Source organism: Lactobacillus sp. B4015, from assembly GCF_026536055.1.
In the GTDB taxonomy this organism is placed as follows: Bacteria; Bacillota; Bacilli; order Lactobacillales; family Lactobacillaceae; genus Lactobacillus; species Lactobacillus panisapium.
This window is the reverse complement of the sequence record NZ_JAFNOY010000002.1, coordinates 204,101-224,558: the sequence shown is the minus strand read 5'-3', so window position 1 is coordinate 224,558 and position 20,458 is coordinate 204,101. Positions and strand designations below refer to the sequence as shown.

The window sequence follows — 20,458 nt, the reverse complement described above, 5'->3', positions numbered from 1 at the left end:
GCTAGTTCTCCTTAATTAAATGATGTCGCACTAGATATTTATGGGCCACTTGGCTTGGATCCGCATTTTTGACGTTCACTTCATAATTCATTTCCTGCATTTCTTTTTCCGTAATTCTGCCTGCCAGTTTGTTCAAACTAGCTACAATCTGTGGGTGCCGTTTAGCAAAATCAGACCGCATGAGTGGTGCCCCCTGATAGATTGGGAAGTTATGCTTATCATCTTTTAAAATATTTAAGTGATATTGCCGCAGTTCACTATCAGTGGAATATGCGTCAACAATATTAACTTTTCCCTGCTCAATTGCCTGGTAGCGCAGTGCCGGTTCCATCGATTTAACCGGGAAATTAATCTGGTAAAGCTTTTTAATACCCTTAAAGCCATCACCACGATCAATAAATTCCATGGTCATTCCACCCTTTAACTGGTTCTGAATGTTTGCTAAATCACTGATTGTCTTTAGCTGGTGTTTTTTCATAAAACTGGCTTTAACCGCGAGCGCATAAGTATTATCGTAGGCCATTGGCTTAAGCAAAGTAAGGTTATCTTGCTTAGCAAGAATTGCACGCGCTTGCTGATAAGTTTGCTTTTCGGTTAAATTAGTCGTCGTGACCGGCTTTTTGGCTAAAGTTTCCAGTACTGTTCCGGTAAATTCCGGATAAATATCAATTTTGTCATTTTTAAGTGCACTAAACAAAAAAGTTGTCTTCCCAAAATTGGGCTTAAGGGTTACTTTGACGTGCTTATCACCGTCTTCAATCAATTCTTTGTACATATTAATTAAGATTTCTGGTTCTGCACCTAATTTACCGGCAATCGTCACCGTTTCCGTCTGGCTATTGATTGTTTGATAAACACCTGAACCGACCAAAAAAAGCAGGCAGACGCCGAAAACACCAAGGGTGATTCTAATTGAGGTATGTTCAAGCCACTTGATTAGCGCACTTAAAGTGATTGCCAATAGGCCGGAACAAACAGCACCGATAATGATTAAGGCAGTGTTATTGCGATCAATTCCTAGTAAGATAAAACTTCCTAATCCACCTGCACCAATTAACGCAGCCATCGTTGCTGTACCGATGATTAAAATTAGCGCAGTCCGAATTCCCGAAATAATTGTTGGCATCGCAAGCGGTAATTCAACCTTAGTCAGTTTTTGCAGTCTAGACATCCCAAAAGCATTGGCAGCTTCTTCAAGCGCGGGATCAATGCCGGTTAGTCCAACATAAGTATTTTGAAAAATTGGCAACAGGGCATAAACAACTAGGGCAATCACTGCCGGAACCGTGCCAATCCCAACTAACGGAATCAAAAGACCTAAAAGGGCTAAGGACGGAATTGTTTGTAAGATACTGGTTAACTGTAATAAAAATTCAGCCGCCTTTTTATGCTTAGTTGCCCAAAAGGCAAGCGGCATTGCTATCAACATTGCTAATAACAATGATACTAACGATATTTGTAAGTGCTGCAACAGGGCAACCCATAAATCTCCCCGGCGATCATTGAGGATTTGTATAATTTGGTTCATTGATAATTTCCTTTTTACTCAGCACTGCACTAGTTAACGGCTAAATCATTGCTAGGTAGCACTTTAACCGCAATAACACGTTAACGTAAATTTATTCTTTTATTACAATAACACAAACTGATGTTTTCATCTAAAAATGTGCTCTGATTAGATACTTTTTTAGTAGAAAGTTAATTTTACTTTGTTAACCTTAAGCTTCTTTAACCTTGCTCGCGTAAGCTTTAAGTGTACTAATATCAGCAATTATTCTTAAAAATCAGCAAACAAAAAATCCTAATATCTTTGACAAATTATTGCAGATATTAGGATTCTTATTAATTTATTTTATTCAATTTCTTTCTTGCCAGTGTAGAGTTCGTAGTAGTAACCCTTCTCCTTGAGAAGCTCTTCGTGGTTACCAGCCTCAATAATATGACCGTGGTCAAGAACTAAAATTAAGTCTGAGTTAACAATTGTCGATAAACGGTGCGCAATGACAAAACTTGTCCGCCCTGCTAACAGGTTATCCATTCCGGCTTGAACCAACTTCTCCGTTTGAGTATCAATGCTTGAAGTTGCCTCATCCAAAATCATAACCGGTTCATCAGCAATCATTGCCCTTGCAATACTTAATAGCTGCATTTGTCCTTGGGATAAATCGCCACCACTACCATCAATCACAGTCTTATATCCCTCATCTAAATTATGAATAAACTCATCAGCGTGTGAAAGGTGTGCTGCCTGGTAGACGTCATCATCGCTAGCTTCCATGTTACCGAAGCGGATATTGTCCATAATAGTTCCGGTAAACATGTGCGTTTCCTGCAGAACAATCGATAGTGACCGTCGCAAGTCATCTTTTTTGATCCGTTTAATTGGAATGCCATCATAGGTAATTGTTCCTGAACCAATTTCATAAAAACGGTTAAGCATGTTGGAGATAGTGGTCTTACCTGCACCAGTTTCACCAACTAGAGCAACTTTCATGCCTGGTTTGGCGTCAAGCGAGATGTTGTACAAAATCTGCTTATTAGGTGAGTACCCAAAGTTTACCTTGTCAAAAACAATGTGACCTTTAACGGTAACCTTCTTGACTGAACCATCTTTTTGCGGGACATTCCAGTACCATGAACCCTTGACATCGTTATTTTTCGAAATGGTGACATCGCCGTCATCAATTTCAACCGGTTCATCTTCCAAGTCGAAAATTCTTTTTGCACCAGCTAACGCCATAACAATTGAGTTTAATTGTTGCGAGATCTGCGCAATCGGCATAGCAAACTGCTTAGATAGCTGCAGGAAGGCACCAATTACCCCCAAAGACAAGGGAGCAATATGGTTAAGCGCAACAGCACCACCCAAAACGGCGATTAAGACGTAAAGCAAGTTACCAACATTTCCCATAATTGGGAATAAGACAGTAGCGTAAGTATTAGCTTTCCCTGCTGCATCTTCTAAGGCCTTGTTATAAACGTTAAAATCCTTTTCAACTTCAGGCTCATGACTAAAGACCTTAATTACCTTTAGCCCATTAAGCATTTCTTCGTTGTAACCGTTGACTTGACCCAATTCTTTTTGCTGCATTTGGAAGTAGTGTGATGAACGCGTAGTTAAAAAGCGCACAATTCCAATTGACAATGCAAAGATAATCAAGGTAAAAATAGTCAGCTGCCAGCTCAAACTAAACATCGCTGCTAAAACAAACACAATGTTGAGCATCGAGTTCATAAATTGTGGAATTGACTGCGAAATCATCTGCATCAGGGTATCAATATCATTAGTGTAGTGACTCATGATATCCCCATAATCATTCTCATCAAAATAAGAAATCGGCAATTTTTCCATATGTTCGAACATTTCGTTACGAACGCGATATTGTACTTTTTGTGCCAAAACGGCCATCAGCATTGCAAACAGGTAGTTTGATATAAAGCCGATAGCATAAAAGCCAAACATTACTGTAATTGCCTGCCAAAGTGGGCCAAAATTAGGATGAGCTTGCTTAGTCAACGGAATGATATAAACGTTAATTAAACGCTCGATAAAAAGCGAACCAATAACATTGGCACCGGCCGTCAATACAATAGCAATGATTGACGTAATTAACATCCAAGGGCTAGTATTCGCAATTAATTTGAGCAAGCGGTACAAGGTTGTGGTCCGCTGACCCTTCATACTTGTTTTTTTATTTTCTGCTGCTTTATCCAAATTTATCACCTACTTCTTTTGCTCTTCTTGGAATTTGGCAATTGAGCTGTAGAGATCATTACGCTCCATTAACTCGTCATGTGTGCCAATATCCTGAATCTTACCATCATCCATGACAACAATTCGGTCAGCATCCTTAATTGAAACAATTCTCTGTGAAATGATAATTTTGGTCGTTTCCGGCATGTCTTTTGCCAAAGACTCACGAATTTCCCGTTCAGTATGCGTATCAACCGCAGAAGTTGAATCGTCCAGAATCAAAATCTTTGGGTTCTTTAGTAAGGCACGAGCAATCGTAATTCTTTGTTTCTGACCACCAGAAACATTGTTTCCGCCTTGCTCAACCATTGTGTCGTATTTATCAGGCATTTCACGAATAAAGTCATCGGCGTGTGCAATCTTGGCAGCAGTTAGAATTTGTTCATCTGTTGCATGTTCATTTCCCCACTTCAAGTTATCCTTGATCGTACCGGAAAATAAAACATTGTTTTGCAAAACAACGGCAACATTATCACGCAAAGTCTTTAAATCATATGACTTAACGTTATGACCTGAAACGCGGACGGCACCAGAATCAGTGTCGTATAGTCGCGGAATCATTGCTACTAACGTCGACTTAGATGAACCCGTTTTACCAATAATTCCAAGTGTTTCACCCGGCTTAATATTCAAATTGATATTGTTCAAAGCAAGGTTTTTATCATCCGGATTGTACTTAAAATTAACGTGGTCAAAGATAACCTCACCATTAGTAACATGTTTTAATGGTTTACGCGGATTCTCAATTGATGGCTTTTCATTAATTACGTCAGCAATTCTCCGGCCACTTGCCGCAGAAACAACCAGCTGAGTAAAAATCATGGCCAAAATGTTTAAACTGTTCAAAACTGAGTTTGAATAAGAAAACATTGAAATTAATTGACCGGCTTGTAAACTGCCGCCAACAATTTCTTTAGCACCGAACCAGCAAATAGCCAAATTGGAAATATTCAATACGGCCATGACCACCATCGCGTTGAGTGACATAATCTTTTGTGCCGTTGAGAAAAGCTTATAAATAAAACCGGACGATTTTTTAAACTCTACGGTTTGCGGCTCTTCTTGAACGTAAGTCTTAACTTCGCGAATTCCCCGAATATTTTCGCGCACGACCTGGTTCATTCGGTCATATCCCCGAAAGATTTTAGGAAAATATGGATTGGCACTCTTAATAATCAGGGCCATTAAAATGACAAAGATTGGTGCAATAACAACAAAGATTAGTGACAAACGTGGACTAATGATCAAAGACATAATTATTGAAACTATCAGCATCATTGGTGCTCTGACCGCTATTCTGATTAGCATTTGGTATGACATTTGAACATTGTTAACGTCAGTCGTCATTCTAGTAACAAGACTTGAACTTGAGAATTTATCAATATTTTCAAAAGAAAAATCTTGAACATGATAAAACATGTCCTTACGCAAATTAGCTGCAAAACCAGCTGCCGCATGTGCAGAAAAGTAGCTGGCTCCGGCACCTAAAACAAGCGAAACGATTGTGATTATCAGTAGTAAAAGTCCAGCTCTAGTAATATAAGGCATATTACCTTTCATGATGCCGTTATCAATTAAAATTCCAACCAGATATGGAATTAACATTTCAATGATAACTTCACCAGTAACAAAGAGTGGCGACAATAAGGATTGTTTCTTATACTGCCTAATTGATTTACGCAGTGTGTTAATCATCAAATACCTCTTTCTATCTATGTGAAATGACTTTCATATGTGCCTAAATTTTAAAAGGATAAATAGATTTTAAAATCTATTTATCCCTAAAAACATATAGTTAACTTAGTATAGCGCTTTTTATATTAAATAGCACTTTATTTATTTTTTGAAGCCGGATTAAAAACGGAACCAATAATTTGGTAATGGCGTCTAAACAACCAACGAACGCCATAAGTAGCGGCAGCAATAATGATATCAGCAAAACCTGGTAAGACAGGATTAATCGCACGCAGAGCTGGAATTGACAATAGGTAAATAAGAACAATTAAAATTAGTACAATTGCACACATACCCAAAATCAATTTTGACCATGGTATCTTCCTATTTTTACCACCTGCAGGTAAAACCCAGTCATTATATTTCGTCATAAAAATGCCCATGCCGGCACCAACAATGACCAAAATTAAGATTCCCATTTGTGAGTTGTTCTTTGAGTTAGGTGTAAATAAAGCAATCACACCAAAAAGACCGACAAATAAAGCAATATATAACAGAGCGCTATCAACAGCATATTGCCAAAATGGAATATCAGCCGCAGTTTTTACCTTAGGCTTTAACATGTCGGCAGCCTTTAACTTAGGTGACATGCCATAAAACGTACTGGCCGGCTGCCCATGCCGTTGAGCTATTACCAAGTCAGCCAGAAGATTGTCTACATGTTTAACCGCCTCTTCTTCACTCATTGGTCCTTGAGCTTCTAGTTCTTTTTGCAAACGGTAAACATAATCAGAGTTTTTATTGCTAAGCTGCTCACGCAATTGTGCGGGCTCTGTTTGCTTAACTTCGTCCTCCATGTTTTGGCTTGCAACTTTTTCCTTCAGCTTTTCTTGCTTAGAATTATCAATCTTTGACTGTTCTTCGTTATTTTTTTCTGCCATTATTTCTTCCTAAACATTAAATCTAAATTCAATAATGTCACCATCTTGAACTTCGTAGTCTTTACCTTCAAGACGTAATCTACCAGCTTCTTTAACCTTTTGCATTGTTTCATATTTATCTAAGTCATCATAGGAAACAACTTCAGCCCGAATGAATCCACGTTCAAAATCCGAGTGAATAACACCAGCTACTTGTGGAGCTTTCATCCCTTCATGAAATGTCCAAGCACGTGTTTCCGGACCGCCAGCCGTAAAGAATGTTCTTAGACCTAAAATATGATAAGCTGCCCTGATTAACCGGTCAAGACCTGACTCAGTAACGCCTTCAGCTTCTAAAAATTCACTTTTTTCATCGTCATCGAGACCAGCAATCTCTTCTTCGGTTGCTGCAGAAATGCCGAGGCATTCAGCTTTTTCACTTTCAGCATGCTTTTTAACAATCTGGAAGTACTGATCACTTTTGGGATCAGCCATTGATTCTTCCGCAATATTAGCTACATAAATGACCGGCTTAGCCGTTAATAAAAACAAGCCCTTAACAATCTTCTGTTCATCTTCAGTAAAATCAATTGACCGAACGGCCTTGCCTTCCTCTAGGACCGATTTGATTTTTTGTAAAACATTGTATTCAGCTTTTGCTTCTTTATCATTTTGCTGGGCAATTTTCTTTACCTTATCAATGCGCCGGTTAACAGCATCAAGGTCAGCGATTGCCAGTTCCAAATTAATAGTATTGATATCTTCTTCAGGATCAACTTTACCGGTTACTGAGGTAATATTATCGTCTTCAAAAGCACGTACCACGTGAATAATTGCGTCAGTTTGCCGAATATTTTCCAAAAACTTGTTACCAAGGCCTTCACCCTTAGAGGCCCCCTTAACTAAGCCAGCAATATCGGTAAATTCAAAAGTGGTATGGACGATTTTCTTGGCCGGAATTAATTCTTGAATCCGAGCAAGACGCTTATCTGGTACTTCAACCATTCCCACGTTTGGTTCAATTGTAGCAAACGGGTAATTGGCCATTTCAGCGCCAGCTTTAGTAATCGCGTTAAACAAAGTAGACTTACCTACATTTGGCAAGCCAACAATACCTGCAGTTAATGACATTCTTATCCTCTTCTTTTTTAAAACTAGTTATTATCTTGATTTAAACCTGGTAAAGCAATATCTTCTTTAAGCACATATAGTTCTTTTTTCGTATTTACCGGATCATTTGCCTTATGCAAAACTTTCTTTAGGTTATGCGTAAATTTTGCTCGCGGCATCATGACGATATGTCCGCACCCCATACATTTTAGCCGAATATCAGCACCTAAGCGCAAAATTTCCCAATCATTGGTTTTGCATGCATGTGGCTTTTTCATTAAAACCGTATCCGCTAAATTATAAGTGATTTCCTTATTCATCAAGATCGACACCTAAAATATCTAAAATGCGGTTTAATTCATCGACCGATGAGAAGCCAATCGACAAGCGACCGCTTCCCTTCTTACTTTCAGAAATATTAACGTTTGAACCTAGCTTATCTGCCAACTGATGTTCACTTTCACGAATAAAGGCTGACTTTTGGACTGTCTTCTTGCGATGCTTTTTCGCGTTCAGGTTAGCAACTAGGGCTTCAACCTTGCGAACCGGCATCCCTTCTTTAACGACCTGCTTTGCTACTTCATCAATTTTATCTTTGTTCTTAAGCCCCAATAATGTCCGTGCCTGTCCCATTGACAGTTCACCGCGTTGCAAGAGGTGCTTAGTTTTATTAGGTAAAGTTAGTAACCGGAGATAATTAGCGATGTACGGTCGCGATTTACCCATTCTTTTAGAAACCTCTTCTTGAGTTAAGCCCAAGTTCTTTTGCAGCATTTCGTATGCCTGAGCTTCTTCCAGCGGTGTTAAATCTTCACGTTGCAAGTTTTCTAAGACAGCAACTTCCATCATCTGACTTTCAGTAAAGTCACGAACAATTGCGGGCACGGTCTTTTTCTTAGCCATCTTTGAAGCGCGGAAACGCCGTTCACCAGCAATAATTTCGTAGCCATTAACCGATTTGCGCACGATAATTGGCTGAAAAACGCCATTTTCTTTAATTGAATCTGATAATTCCTTTAGTGTCTTATCATCAAAGTTTTTCCGTGGCTGGTAAGGATTCGGGCGAATAGCACTCAGGTCGATATCTTGAATTTCCTCCTCGGTTTCTTCAATCTGTGGTTCATCTTCAAATAAAGCTTCAATTCCGCGCCCAAGGCCGCCTTTTCTTCTAGTCTCTTTACTTCTTGAGTCTCTTTCCATGATTCTTTAACACCTCCTTAGCTAAATCATCGTATACCTTGGCACCCCGCGAGTTAGGGGCATATTCTGTAATTGCTTCGCCGTAACTTGGAGCTTCAGCTAACTTAGTGATTCGTGGAATAATTGTTTTATACACTTTGTTAGTAAAGTAAGACTTCACTTCTTTAACAACTTCCGCACCCAAATTTGTCCGTGCATCAAGCATAGTCATCAATACGCCTTCAACGCCAAGATCTTTATTAAAGTGCTTTTGAACTAAGCGAATAGTATTCAGCAGCTGACTCAAACCTTCCATAGCATAGTATTCACTTTGCACCGGAATCAAGATTGAGTTGGAAGCTGTAAAAGCATTAATTGAAAGCTGTCCTAAAGATGGCGGACAATCAATAAAGATAAAATCATAGTTTTCACTAACCGTGTCAAGAGCTGCCTTAAGCCGAGTTTCACGGGCCATCATGCTGATTAATTCAGTTTCTGCACCAGATAAATTAATTGTTGCAGGCACTAAGTCCAGTTTTTCAGTTGATGTGTGGAAAATCGTGTCTTTTAAAGGAACATCATTAATCAAAACACTATAGATATCTTGATCGATTTCCGACTTTTCAATTCCTAAGCCTGAAGTAGCATTACCTTGGGGATCAATATCAACAATTAAAACGTGATAGCCACGTTCAGCAATCGAAGCCGCCAAATTAATCGTTGTCGTTGTCTTACCAACGCCGCCTTTTTGGTTAGCAACCGAAATTACACTTACCATATTTTCCATGCTCAACCTACTTTCTCTTCAATTCAATCGTGATCATATAATCATCAGGATTATTATTTTCTTTAACCTTAACCTTGATGCCTGATTCTTTGGCTAATTTAACGGCACGCTTAATCGTGTTGATCTGTACCTTTAAATCCTTAGGAATCCGGTTAACGGCACGCTTGGTCTTTTCCGCTTTATCCTGTTCATGCGTTTTCTTATCTTCAAAGTAGCCGTCAACGTCTTTAACGATTTTTTCTGTATCACTGACATTGAGGTTATTTGCTAAAATTTCATCCAACACACGACCTTGATCTTTTTGCGTTAAACCAACTAGACAACGGCCATGACGAGGAGAAATTTCTCCGCTAGCAAGGTAACTTTGCACTTTCGGCGATAATTTTAATAACCGCATTTTATTGGCAACATATGACTGCGACTTACCAATATTTTGTGCTAGTGCAGTCTGCGTTAAGTTATTTAACTTCATTAAATTATTATATGCTTGCGCTTCGTCAATTGGATTTAAATCTTCGCGCTGCAAGTTCTCAATTAACGCAAGTGAAGCTGCTTGTGCTTCATCCATATTGTTAACAATTGCTGGAATTTTATCCCAGCCTAAGTGCTTCGCCGCCCGGTAGCGTCGTTCACCGGCAATAATTTCGTATTTATCGCCTTGTTCACGAACAACAATTGGTTGAAGCAAGCCTTCTTTGTCTAACGTTGAAGCTAGTTCACGAATCGATTCATCGGAAAACTCGCGCCTTGGTTGATAAGAATTCGGAATGATTTTAGTTAATTCAATATCTTGAATTTGTTTATCTTTAGGAATTTCATCACGATGTCGTAAAGAAGAAAATAATGACATATAAGAGTCCCCCTATTTATTGAATTGGTTTACGATGCGGTGTGCCCGCTTGCCGTGGATACTTTTTAGGTGTTGCTTTCACCTTTTGGACCAGAATCAGTGTCCGTTCCTCACTGCTAGTTGGCAGTTGGAGTTCCTCGGTCTGGATTACATTGCCCCCTAAGAGACTAATTGCCTTTTGGCCATCTTGCAGTTCTTTTTCCGCTTTTGGCCCCTTAAGTGCAACAAAGTAGCCACTTTTTTTAACTAGCGGCAGGCAATATTCGCTTAAAACTGCCATATTAGCCACTGCCCTAGCCGTCACAATATCGAATTGTTCGCGATAAAGTTTGTTTTGACCAACATCCTCAGCACGCCCATGAACAAGTGTCACATCTTGCAATTGCAATTTTTCAATTAAATCCTGTAAAAAAGTTAACCTTTTCCCCAGTGAATCAACGATTGTTACCTTTAATTCTGGTTGCAAAATCTTGAGCGGAATCGACGGAAAACCCGCACCCGCACCGACATCACAGACCGTATCACCTGGCTTAAAGACTTCAGAAAAAGTAAATAACGGCGTAAGACTATCAAAAAAATGTTTTAGGTAAACATCATCTTCTTCAGTTATCCGAGTAAGATTGACCTTCTGATTAGCCGCAATTAAGCTGGTAAAATATTGGTTAAATTGGTTGATTTGTTTTTCATTTAATTTAAAATTACGCTTTGATAATTCTTGGACAAATTGTTCAGGATTCATTTTTCACCCGTGAAACCTTGTTTCACACCCTATAAATTTAACGCTAAAAATGGCTTATTGTAAAGCTATTACATCTCTATAATTATGAAATATTTTTCGACAGTCGTCAAAGTCTAAATGAACAAAATAAGCTATAATATCGTCAAAGGAGATAAACATGATTATTACTTTAATTGTTTTAGCCTACTTAGCCTGGAAAGCATATAAGGGCTATCATACAGGTTTTACCAAATTAATTATTAATTTAATATTTGCGGCAATCGTCTTTATTGCAGCAATTTTATTTCAAAATCCCGTCGGTAATTGGCTTTATGGTCAAATTACCGGTCAAAACATTCAAACTACACTGACTCCCAGCGCTAATTTAATGATTTTTCGCTTTTTAGCCTTTTTCGTCATTCTTTTTATCGGTAAAATGGTTACTAAAGTTTTCAAAAGTTGGTTTCCAAGTAAAAATCCCCATTCAACTAGTTTTGGCTCACTGCTAGACAGCGTATTAGGCGCAATTGTTTCCTTTTTTGCCAGTTATTTCTTTGTTTACATTATCTTATCAATGCTCAATGCTCTGCAAAATCAATGGTTTATCCAGCAGACCTTAGATTCACCGTTTTTACGGTTCATCATTTACAGTACACCAGGTCTGTCTAACGGAATGTTTAACTACATCTTTAGTATTAGTCGAACAGCAGCATAAGCAAACTTTGAAACGCTATTTACGAAGCCTGAATCTGACCAGATTCGGGCTTTTTTATCGCGTTTAGTTTACTAAAGTTGGCTGTTAACAAATCATATATACTTTAAAAATTTAATTAGCTATTTTATTAATTGTTGTAGTAAACTATTTTTGGACAAAAAATTAAGTAATTATTTATGCGGAGGATAAAGTGGAATCAAAAAATATTTTAAAAAAAGTCATGACGATTTCTGCTGCCGCTATACTGACGACACCAATTTATTGCAATAATTTAACGACAACTGTCAGCGCCGTAATAAATCCGCCAGCAAAACAAGATGCTAAACCTGCTATTGGTGCGGCCAAGCAGCCCGGTACAAATAACGCGATTAATGAAACTAATCTTGCAGATTCACAGACTAAAAAAGTTAAAACTTTTAAAGTCGCAATTGTCAAAAAGAATTACGGCATTTACCAGGGTAACTTCACTAATAAAAAGTCTAGCTCAAAGTATTTTCATCAAACCTTTAATGTTAACAAAACATTCACTCATAACGGACACCACTATTATTGGCTCAATCAAAAAGGAAAAAAAGCATTTGGTTATATTAACAAAAATGCTGTCGCTAAACCCAATCAAGCCAAAGTTGTTAAGGTTCCATATGTTAGCCAATATGTTCCGGTAAAAACGCCTTGGGGGTGTGCGGGCGCTTCAATGGCAATGCTTTTAGGCTCGCAAGGACAAAAAATCACTGCCAGCTTTTTAACTAAAGTTCAAAATCATCTGCCAATGCAACCCACTAAAGGTGGCCAAAAAGGTAATGTTTATACTGGTGTTGGCTTTGGGTATGTAATCAGCCCGGGCGCGCTAGCAAAATATGCACGAACTTTTAAGACCGGAAAAAAGGTAGTCAACATTTCAAGCAAAAAGTTGAGCCTAAACGATATCAAGATGTATGTTCAAGGTGGCAGCCCTGTCTTGTATTACGGCTTTTCTTCTTACCAAAAACCTGGGGATAATCACCGCAATCACTGCAAGGTAATTGTCGGCTACCGCAAAGGGAAGTTTCTTGTCTACGATCCTCTGTATTATTCTGCCAATGACGGTGCTGGCACTGGCGGTAAGAACATGAACTATGACCATGGCGCAAAAGCTTGGCTAAAGAAAGCGACAATTCAACAAGAGTTTTGTCATAAAGCAATTACAATTAAATAAATTGAACAACAAAAAAGTCGTAGCTAAATCTTACTAGTTAGCTACGGCTTTTTTAATTACTGCTTGTCACAAACGGATCAGCGCTTTTTATTGCTCAAAATTATCATACTCAACATGCTCATCGTTATAAACGAAAATTGCACCAATGCGGTCAGGATCATCATGCCAATTTGCAATTGGATGACCCGCAAAAAAGAGTCGCTTGCATTCAATTTCAGCTTGCACCGAATTTTTAGTAAATGTTGTCACGCCGGCCAGATCCGTTTCGACTGGATAGCCAGTTCGTGGATCAATCAAGTGATGGTATTTATGACCATCAACAATTAAATAACGTTCATAAGTCCCGCTAGTAACAGCAGAACATGCGGAAACCATGACTGAAGAAATATTTTTACCTCGTGGCTTTTTAGGATCTTGAATACCAACAGTCCATTGACCACTAGCTCGCTTAGGCGAATCGCCTACTAGTAAAATATTGCCACCAAGATTAATAATTCCTGCGCGTACGCCATAAGCACGCCAAAAATCACGAATCCGATCGGCAATCCAGCCTTTGGCAATTCCGCCTAGGTCAAGTTCCATACCTTCTTTTTGTAGAAAAACAGTCTGATTTTCATCATCTAAGTCAACACTGAAAGGATCCGTTAACTTCATTTTGGCTTTAATCTGTTCATCAGTTGGTACATGCGCGCCTTTAAAGCCAATCGCCCAAAGTTTGACTAATGGACCAATTAGGGCGTTAAAGCCAAAGTTTTCCCGACTTTGTTCTACGGCTAGCTTAACCAAATCATAAACCGCACTAGAGACCTGAACCGGCTTTTTACCAGCAGCATGATTAATATCCATTACTTCAGAATACTCACGGTTTACCGTTAACAGGTCTTCGTAGTGATCAATTAAATCAAATGACTCGTTAATTAATGTATCATCTGTTGTACCAAAAATTTGTAGAGTAATCGCTGTTCCTAAAGCGTGATGCTGTCCAACTGCTTGTTCTAAAGCTAAATTTTCAATCATTTGTGTGTTTTTCCTATTTCTCCAAATACTTTTCTCTAATCGTTTCTTGCAGATTCTGATCAATTGCAAGTTCATTAACAATATAAGAATCAAGACTGCCATAATTTTCATTAACAGTAATTAAACTAGTGTCAAAAAAGGCATTGGCAACTGAACCCAATACACGCATATTGGCGCGAAAGCGGTCATTTTCACCCGCCTTTTTAAATTGCCGATCACGGCTTGCCCGGTAATCATTTAGCAGATAATTTGAATACAGGTAGTCCTGCCTGATTACTTCCAGATCAACGCCCAAAATGTATAACAAGATCACGGTAACTAAGCCGGTACGATCCTTGCCTTCGGAACAATGATAAAGCGTTGCACCATCATCTTCTTGTGCAATTAGTTCAATAATATGGTGAAAACTATGCTGTGCAGTTTCAGTCAAAATATGATTATGATAACGCCGACACATCATCCGAAAGCCCGCATACTGATCACGTCGATATTCTGCGAACTCCTTTTGCATATCAAGACCGTTTCCACCAGTATTGTCTTCAACTGAAAGTGGGCAACTATAATGTTTTACTCCAGCAATTGCTTGGTCAGGGTTTTGCTTGCATTCAGCCGGTGAACGTAAATCAATAATCTGCTTTAAGCCGTAGTCCACTAAAAACTGTTCGTCACTGGGTACAATCTTACTCATATTACCAGTTCTCAGTAAGCGGTGCTTTTTTACTTTACGTCCCAAAAGACCCGTATACCCACCGATATCACGTGGATTGCGCACAGATTTGATTGGTAAAACTACTGGATCAGACATAAGAATTTCCCTTCTAACCAAAAATAACCGGATAGTTAATCCTATCCGGTTATTTTACTCTCTGCTAGTCAAACTAGCAAAAGATTATTTATTAGCTTGTTCAACGAACTTGAAGAAGTTGTCCATCATACCATCTAGTTGCTTGATGGTTGCGTCGTCAGTCAATTCACCAGTTTCCTGGTCAAACTTGCTTGGGGCCTGACCAATTAAAACTTCGTTACCTGGCAAAACATTAGCACTCATATCAGGTGAAAGTAAGATTTCACGAATATCTTCTTGGGCACGACCAGTACCTTGGCTACCGTATGAAGTACCTGCCACTGCAACAGGTTTCATCTTCATTACGTTAGGACCAGCATGTGAACCCAACCATTCAAGACTACTCTTTAATGCAGCTGGAATTGTGTGATCATATTCTGGTGTAGTAATAACGATGCCATCAGCACTCTTAATATCTTCGATCCAAGCTTTAATTGAATCATCAGCCATTTCTGTTCTGCAGAAAGGTGTCAATTTATCGATTTCTTTTACTTCAATATCTGCCTTATCACCGTAACGCTTTGCAATAAATTGTGCTAAAAAGCGATTGTATGAGAAAGCGGCATTTGTACCAACAATTGCTAAAATTTTCATTCTTGGCCCTCCTACTTAGTAACTTGTGCGTACCAATCATCAACTTCATCGAAGAAGTGACCTAAGAATTCAACAGAAGACTTATCAGTTAAGTCACCATTTTCATCAAATTGCTTCGGTGCAGTTCCCATCATAAATTCATCGCCATTAAAGATTTTTGCACTAAAACCTGGTGCAGTTAAAAGACTCTTTAAACGACTTTGTGAACGAGAACCACCCTGAGGCATTGGTGAAGTCGAAACAACTGCAACTGGCTTGCCCTTAAACGGGTGAGAAGTGCATGAAAGCCATTCTAAGGCACTACTTAAAGCACTAGTTACTGAGTGTTGTTGTTCTGGAGAACCGATCAATACTAAATCAGCATCCTCAATTTCTTTACTCAAGGTTTGGACAGACTCAGGAGCGTCTTCACCCTCTTTAAACATTGGCAATCCCTTAACTGTTGCTAGTTTAAAGTCATATTTGTCAGCAAATTGCTTAGCAATGAATTTAAGCAATGCCTCATTAAACGAATTATTGGCATTTGAGCCAGATAATGCAAGGATTTTCATAAAAACCACCTTTCAGAAACTAATTTCTTTAGCAATTATATCATATCTATATTTTTCTAGCTTAAAACACGATTCTCGTAAATAGAAGCTTATTTTTTATTGTCCTTATCATCAGTTTCAAAAAGAGAAACCGTGCTAGACTCACTTAACCAATCATTTAAAATTGCATCATTAATTTGAGCAGACAAAACGTTAATAATCTGCGTTTGTGAAAAGTTAGCAATTCCGTTGACAAGCAACGAAGCAATACCGATTGTGGTAATCCAATTGGCAATAACGATATTCATAATTTTCTTGTCTGGATGTTTCGTATCCCTAAATTGTTCCTTAAATTTTGTAACTCCGAGATCTATTAAGGTATCAGAAATTATTTTACTACCGAACTTCCCATCAACAAACATTGCCCGAAATAGATTTTCATGCTCTTTAGCAAAATCGATATATGATAAATCCATGTCAATCATGGGTTGACCAGTATATTGTTTTTGTAAGATATTGCTTTTCAAATTTTCCGCAATCTTACGCAGAACCTCTGTCCGTAGCTCGTCCATGCTATTAAACTCAAGATATAAAGGCTGCGTTGAAAAATGACCCGCTTTGGCAATATTACGCGCAGTGAGACTTTCAATGCCATCTTTAACAACCATCCGATAGGCAATATTTAAGATTTTACTTCTTCCAATTTCTTTTTTTCTCGCCATTATTGGTCTTCCTTAGTCAATTTCAGTATTCTTCTAATTGCAATTATCCAATTTGTAAAAAGCAATATTAGCAATCAGTAACTATTAATTATCTAAAAATTCATCATAATATGTTGAAACCATATCCGTAATTTCATCTTTACTCAATCCCTGTGATGCACAGAAGGAAAAAAAAGCAGCAGACAAGATGTAGCCCCGCTCGCGATCATCTGTTAAATTATCAGAAAAACGCATATTAATACTTTGATTTTCATAATCCGTTGATATTTCAATTTCTTTATCTTCTGGTATTTCTTTCATCATGATACCTCAATTATAAAATTAATAAGTACTATTTTAGATCCAACCACTATAGGTTGAAAAGCACCGGCTATTAAGCTATTGGTACTACAATACAATAAACATATTTATAGTTATAAATAATTTTTGTTATTTTTGATAAAAACAAGTTTTGTTAGATATTACTAATTTATTTTAAATGTAAATTAGATTTTTTAGTTTATCTAAAATTAATGAATATATGGTTTTATAAAATAACAATTAACTATCTATTAATTAGAATAGTAAATTTAAAACAGTTTTGTCAAGAACAATGTGTTCTTTTTACATTTAAAATAGTAACTCATACCAACTATAAATAATTATTTGCGTTATTAAAATCAATACTATTCCTTAAACTTAATTAATTAAAAATAAAAAATACGTAATTTTATTTTTTGTAAAAATTACGTATCCAATAATAATTTACCATAATATTTATAGCAATAAATTAATTTAAGAACTACTGTTTTTTTGTCATTTCGCCATCCATCATCTCATAGATATGGTCTGCATATTTTTCTAGACGCGGGTCATGGGTAACCAGGATTACTGCCTTATGATAGCTTTTAGCCAAATCCTTAAATAATTGCCCAACTTCATCAACTTTCGCGCTGTCAAGTGATGCCGTTGGTTCATCTGCTAGTAAGATTTGCGGGTTAGCATACAATGCACGGGCAATTGCTGCTCGCTGCTGCTGACCACCCGATAATTCACCTGGATATTTACTTACTAGGCTGGTAATCCCAAGTTTATCAAGCAATTGCTGTAGCGTTTCTTTTGTAATGTTGCCCTGCTTTTTAACGTGATCGACCAGTTCGAACTGTTCTTGAATGGTCAAAAAAGGAACCAAGTTATAAGCTTGCAGAACAAAGCCAATCTGGTTTAAGCGCAAAGAGTTACTCTGCTTAGTCGTAATATTAGCAATATCCTTGCCACTAATAAAAACCTTGCCAGTTGTTGGCTTTTGCAGTGAACCTGCAATAGTTAGAAAAGTACTTTTCCCAGCCCCAGAAGGTCCCATGATCAAAACAACTTCACCTTCATTGGCCTTGAAATTAATATCTTTTAGGGCCTGAACTTGTGCAGCGCCCTTGCCGTAAATCTTTTGGACATTTTGTAATTCAATGACTGTCATCTTATTCACCTATTGCTTTTGCTGGATCTACTTTTAAGATTGATCTGATTGGAATTAAGCTGCCAATAATGCCTGTTAAAAGCATGCCTAAAGTGCCGCTGAGCATAATAGTTGGCGTAAAACTCATTGGAACTGCCGCTGGTAAAACTTTAGCCGTTAACAGCATTGCTAGCAAGCCGATAATTACTCCGATTCCCACGAGAATAATAGCCTGACTAACCGTTGACCAAACCAAGGTTCCACTAGGAATTCCTTGTGCGCGCATAACAGCAAAATTATGCATTTTTTGCATAGTTAAGATGTATAAAAAGACCGCAATAATAATTAGTGAAATAATAAACAAAAATCCAATCATTAATTGAAAAGTCATATTTTGTGCTGTATACCCTGGCAATTTATTAATAAATTGTTTGATCGGATATGTCTTGCTGTTGCCATCGTTATAGCGGTAGTTGGCATTGCGGGAAATAATTGCTGAAGCACGCATATTTGGCATTCCCTGCCGTAAGGTTTTCCAACTGGCGAGTGTTCCGTAGATAATCGGAGCAATGTTAATCTTGGCGTTTTGAACAAAGCCCACAATCTTATACTTTTGCTTCATTCCGTTGAGTTCTAATTGATCGCCAATTTTGTAGCCCTTAACTTTAAAAGCCTGATCAACAACTACTTCATGAGCTTTGCGCGCTTTTCTTCCAGCAATTAATTCCTGATCATGGTAAATGAACTGGCTTTTCTTAACGCCAATGAACTGAGCGGAAACTTGGCTTCGCTGTTTGCTTTTTACCACCACGGGCGTTTGCCCAAGTAACGCCTCGTCTTTTCCAATCTTAGCCTTTTTTAAGTCATCCTGGTTTAAAACAGATTGGCTCATGCTTACATTAGCATTTTTATTTAGCACTACTTGCTTAGCATTCCATGATTCAATTGCCTGTGTGTTCTCGCTTGCTAAACCGAGAGCAAGGGACGATAGAACAAAAATCAAGTAGCTGATTAGAAAAATCATCAAAATGATTAGGCCATAACGCAATTTTTCCCTTTTGATTTCTTTAATTGCTAAAAACACTATTTAGTCTCCTTTTTTAACAGTAACAAGCCCGCTTGCAGCTGGGCAAGGATGGCACTTTTTAAAGTAGGGTTTGCCAAAATTTCCCTAATTGCTGCATGGCTAAGCATCATTGCACTCCAGTTTTGCGCGCTAAGTTTTACTAATTTCTCGCTTGCGAATGGCTGCTTAACTAAGCTTTCGTTATACAACACATGCATTTTAACCATTTTGGCATACTTACTGCACAAAGTTTGCTCAAGAAAAGTAACAACGCTTTGATAAAACATTTGCGGATCGTACTGCTCTGAAAGCTTAATCTCAGCATGAATCTGCTTTAACGCACGCTGGTAGATGTATTGGTAAGCATCAGTTAAATCAGCAAAATATTTGTAAAAAGCACCACGAGCAATGTCTGCTTCCTTCACAATTCGCGCAACCTGTGCCTTGGGAAGCGAATGATTGCTGAATTCATGAAGGAGCGCCTGCTCAATCCGCTCCTTCTTCTCTTGCGGTAAATTAATAAAAGTAGTCTTAACCATGAGCACACCTCTTTTTTGCAAAAAGTGACACCGTGTCACTTTGATAACAGAATACATTTACTAAACCTAATCGTCAAGTAAATGAACTTTTGCAAAAACATGCAGCCTAATTATTGCCATAAACAAATAAAAAAGCCGCGACTTTGCGGCTTTTAGCTGAATTATAGAACTAATACGCGATTATAATAATTAGTCCGGAAAATATTCTCACGTACTGAAATCTTGGCTAGAGCGCAGTTAGCCATTGTTTCAAAGGCATTAATATCACCATCAGTAAAGCAATGAGCGAACATCATTCTGATCAAAGTACCATGGCACACAACCAGAATCTTTTTATCCGGGTAATTTTGGTGTAAATCAGCTAAAAAATCACCACAGCGCTCGTTTAATTCAGCAAAAGTTTCGCCACTTGGTGCATATTTAACATAATTAGCGGCTGCTTTACCCCATGGGTCAATAGCATCGGGATATTTTTTACCCAATTCAGTTAAATATTGGCCATCCCATTCACCAAAATTAAACTCCATTAATCTTTTATCTAATCTGATTTCTTTTTGGCCTTTAGTAAAAATTTTTGCCGTTGTGACTGCCCTTTTCATCGGACTAGAAAAAACAAGATCGAAGCTTGAAGGATCAAAATTAGCGGCCGCCTTTTCGGCGTAAGCGCGTCCTTCGTGATCAAGATCATGATCAAAAAGTGCTCCCTGAATTTTTCTTGTTTTATTTAAATCGGTCTGGCCGTGACGTACAAAAACTATTTCCATGATTAACCTCATTTCTTACGTTGTCTATGCTATCCCAATAAGTAA

General features: G+C 38.1%; 22 protein-coding genes. 2 read left to right on the top strand and 20 right to left on the bottom strand.

The window, feature by feature from the left end; translation table 11 throughout:
• Position 1 precedes the first annotated feature (1 nt).
• From J3U71_RS02780 to rsmG, 10 genes are all read right to left on the bottom strand, one after another.
• Positions 2 to 1,528 carry an ABC transporter permease/substrate-binding protein gene (locus tag J3U71_RS02780; protein ID WP_267392506.1) on the bottom strand — a complete coding sequence of 509 codons (1,527 nt, stop codon included), beginning with the start codon at positions 1,526 to 1,528 and terminating at the stop codon, positions 2 to 4.
• Positions 1,529 to 1,852: 324 nt separating this feature from the next.
• Positions 1,853 to 3,682, bottom strand: coding sequence for an ABC transporter ATP-binding protein (locus J3U71_RS02775; RefSeq protein ID WP_220269663.1), 1,830 nt, complete (start codon positions 3,680 to 3,682; stop codon positions 1,853 to 1,855).
• Positions 3,683 to 3,724: 42 nt separating this feature from the next.
• A complete protein-coding gene (locus J3U71_RS02770; protein ID WP_220269071.1) occupies positions 3,725 to 5,449 on the bottom strand; it encodes an ABC transporter ATP-binding protein in 1,725 nt (574 codons plus the stop codon).
• 137 nt (positions 5,450 to 5,586) lie between these two features.
• On the bottom strand, positions 5,587 to 6,369 hold the full coding sequence (locus tag J3U71_RS02765; protein WP_267392507.1) for a DUF1129 family protein: 783 nt from the start codon (positions 6,367 to 6,369) through the stop codon (positions 5,587 to 5,589).
• A 9-nt stretch (positions 6,370 to 6,378) separates the two neighbouring features.
• Entirely contained in the window at positions 6,379 to 7,479 is a 1,101-nt protein-coding gene (gene ychF, locus J3U71_RS02760; protein ID WP_220269069.1) for a redox-regulated ATPase YchF, read from the bottom strand.
• A gap of 23 nt (positions 7,480 to 7,502) precedes the next feature.
• Entirely contained in the window at positions 7,503 to 7,778 is a 276-nt protein-coding gene (locus J3U71_RS02755) for a DUF951 domain-containing protein (protein WP_220269068.1), read from the bottom strand.
• Entirely contained in the window at positions 7,771 to 8,658 is an 888-nt protein-coding gene (locus J3U71_RS02750; protein ID WP_267392508.1) for a ParB/RepB/Spo0J family partition protein, read from the bottom strand. Before J3U71_RS02750 ends, J3U71_RS02755 begins: the two co-directional genes overlap by 8 nt.
• Positions 8,636 to 9,415 (bottom strand): ParA family protein, encoded by a 780-nt coding sequence (locus J3U71_RS02745; protein WP_220269662.1) that lies wholly within the window; start codon positions 9,413 to 9,415, stop codon positions 8,636 to 8,638. Before J3U71_RS02745 ends, J3U71_RS02750 begins: the two co-directional genes overlap by 23 nt.
• A 16-nt stretch (positions 9,416 to 9,431) precedes the next feature.
• Positions 9,432 to 10,274 carry a nucleoid occlusion protein gene (noc, locus tag J3U71_RS02740; protein WP_267392509.1) on the bottom strand — a complete coding sequence of 281 codons (843 nt, stop codon included), beginning with the start codon at positions 10,272 to 10,274 and terminating at the stop codon, positions 9,432 to 9,434.
• Between the two features lie 16 nt (positions 10,275 to 10,290).
• Positions 10,291 to 11,013, bottom strand: coding sequence for a 16S rRNA (guanine(527)-N(7))-methyltransferase RsmG (gene rsmG, locus J3U71_RS02735; RefSeq protein ID WP_267392510.1), 723 nt, complete (start codon positions 11,011 to 11,013; stop codon positions 10,291 to 10,293).
• Positions 11,014 to 11,170: 157 nt separating this feature from the next.
• Between rsmG and J3U71_RS02730 the strand changes: the two genes are divergently transcribed.
• Entirely contained in the window at positions 11,171 to 11,707 is a 537-nt protein-coding gene (locus tag J3U71_RS02730) for a CvpA family protein (RefSeq protein WP_220269064.1), read from the top strand.
• A 190-nt stretch (positions 11,708 to 11,897) separates the two neighbouring features.
• On the top strand, positions 11,898 to 12,902 hold the full coding sequence (locus J3U71_RS02725) for a C39 family peptidase (RefSeq protein WP_220269063.1): 1,005 nt from the start codon (positions 11,898 to 11,900) through the stop codon (positions 12,900 to 12,902).
• Between the two features lie 87 nt (positions 12,903 to 12,989).
• Here J3U71_RS02725 and J3U71_RS02720 read toward each other — a convergent pair whose 3' ends face one another.
• From J3U71_RS02720 to J3U71_RS02675, 10 genes are all read right to left on the bottom strand, one after another.
• Entirely contained in the window at positions 12,990 to 13,919 is a 930-nt protein-coding gene (locus J3U71_RS02720) for an FAD:protein FMN transferase (protein ID WP_103752864.1), read from the bottom strand.
• Positions 13,920 to 13,932: 13 nt separating this feature from the next.
• Complete coding sequence (locus J3U71_RS02715; RefSeq protein WP_267392511.1) at positions 13,933 to 14,724, bottom strand: tyrosine-protein phosphatase; 792 nt, start codon at positions 14,722 to 14,724, stop codon at positions 13,933 to 13,935.
• A gap of 84 nt (positions 14,725 to 14,808) precedes the next feature.
• Positions 14,809 to 15,357, bottom strand: a complete 549-nt coding sequence (locus tag J3U71_RS02710; RefSeq protein WP_267392512.1) for an NADPH-dependent FMN reductase — start codon at positions 15,355 to 15,357, stop codon at positions 14,809 to 14,811.
• A gap of 11 nt (positions 15,358 to 15,368) precedes the next feature.
• The gene (locus tag J3U71_RS02705; RefSeq protein ID WP_220269061.1) at positions 15,369 to 15,908 is read right to left on the bottom strand and encodes an NADPH-dependent FMN reductase; all 540 of its coding nucleotides are present in this window, start codon (positions 15,906 to 15,908) and stop codon (positions 15,369 to 15,371) included.
• An 89-nt stretch (positions 15,909 to 15,997) separates the two neighbouring features.
• The gene (locus J3U71_RS02700) at positions 15,998 to 16,609 is read right to left on the bottom strand and encodes a TetR/AcrR family transcriptional regulator (protein ID WP_220269060.1); all 612 of its coding nucleotides are present in this window, start codon (positions 16,607 to 16,609) and stop codon (positions 15,998 to 16,000) included.
• 84 nt (positions 16,610 to 16,693) lie between these two features.
• Positions 16,694 to 16,909 (bottom strand): hypothetical protein, encoded by a 216-nt coding sequence (locus J3U71_RS02695; protein ID WP_220269661.1) that lies wholly within the window; start codon positions 16,907 to 16,909, stop codon positions 16,694 to 16,696.
• A gap of 481 nt (positions 16,910 to 17,390) precedes the next feature.
• On the bottom strand, positions 17,391 to 18,065 hold the full coding sequence (locus tag J3U71_RS02690; protein WP_220269059.1) for an ABC transporter ATP-binding protein: 675 nt from the start codon (positions 18,063 to 18,065) through the stop codon (positions 17,391 to 17,393).
• Between the two features lies 1 nt (position 18,066).
• Complete coding sequence (locus J3U71_RS02685; protein ID WP_267392513.1) at positions 18,067 to 19,128, bottom strand: FtsX-like permease family protein; 1,062 nt, start codon at positions 19,126 to 19,128, stop codon at positions 18,067 to 18,069.
• Positions 19,128 to 19,649, bottom strand: a complete 522-nt coding sequence (locus J3U71_RS02680; RefSeq protein WP_220220637.1) for a TetR/AcrR family transcriptional regulator — start codon at positions 19,647 to 19,649, stop codon at positions 19,128 to 19,130. Before J3U71_RS02680 ends, J3U71_RS02685 begins: the two co-directional genes overlap by 1 nt.
• Positions 19,650 to 19,810: 161 nt before the next feature.
• Positions 19,811 to 20,413 (bottom strand): histidine phosphatase family protein, encoded by a 603-nt coding sequence (locus tag J3U71_RS02675; protein WP_267392514.1) that lies wholly within the window; start codon positions 20,411 to 20,413, stop codon positions 19,811 to 19,813.
• Positions 20,414 to 20,458: the final 45 nt, after the last annotated feature.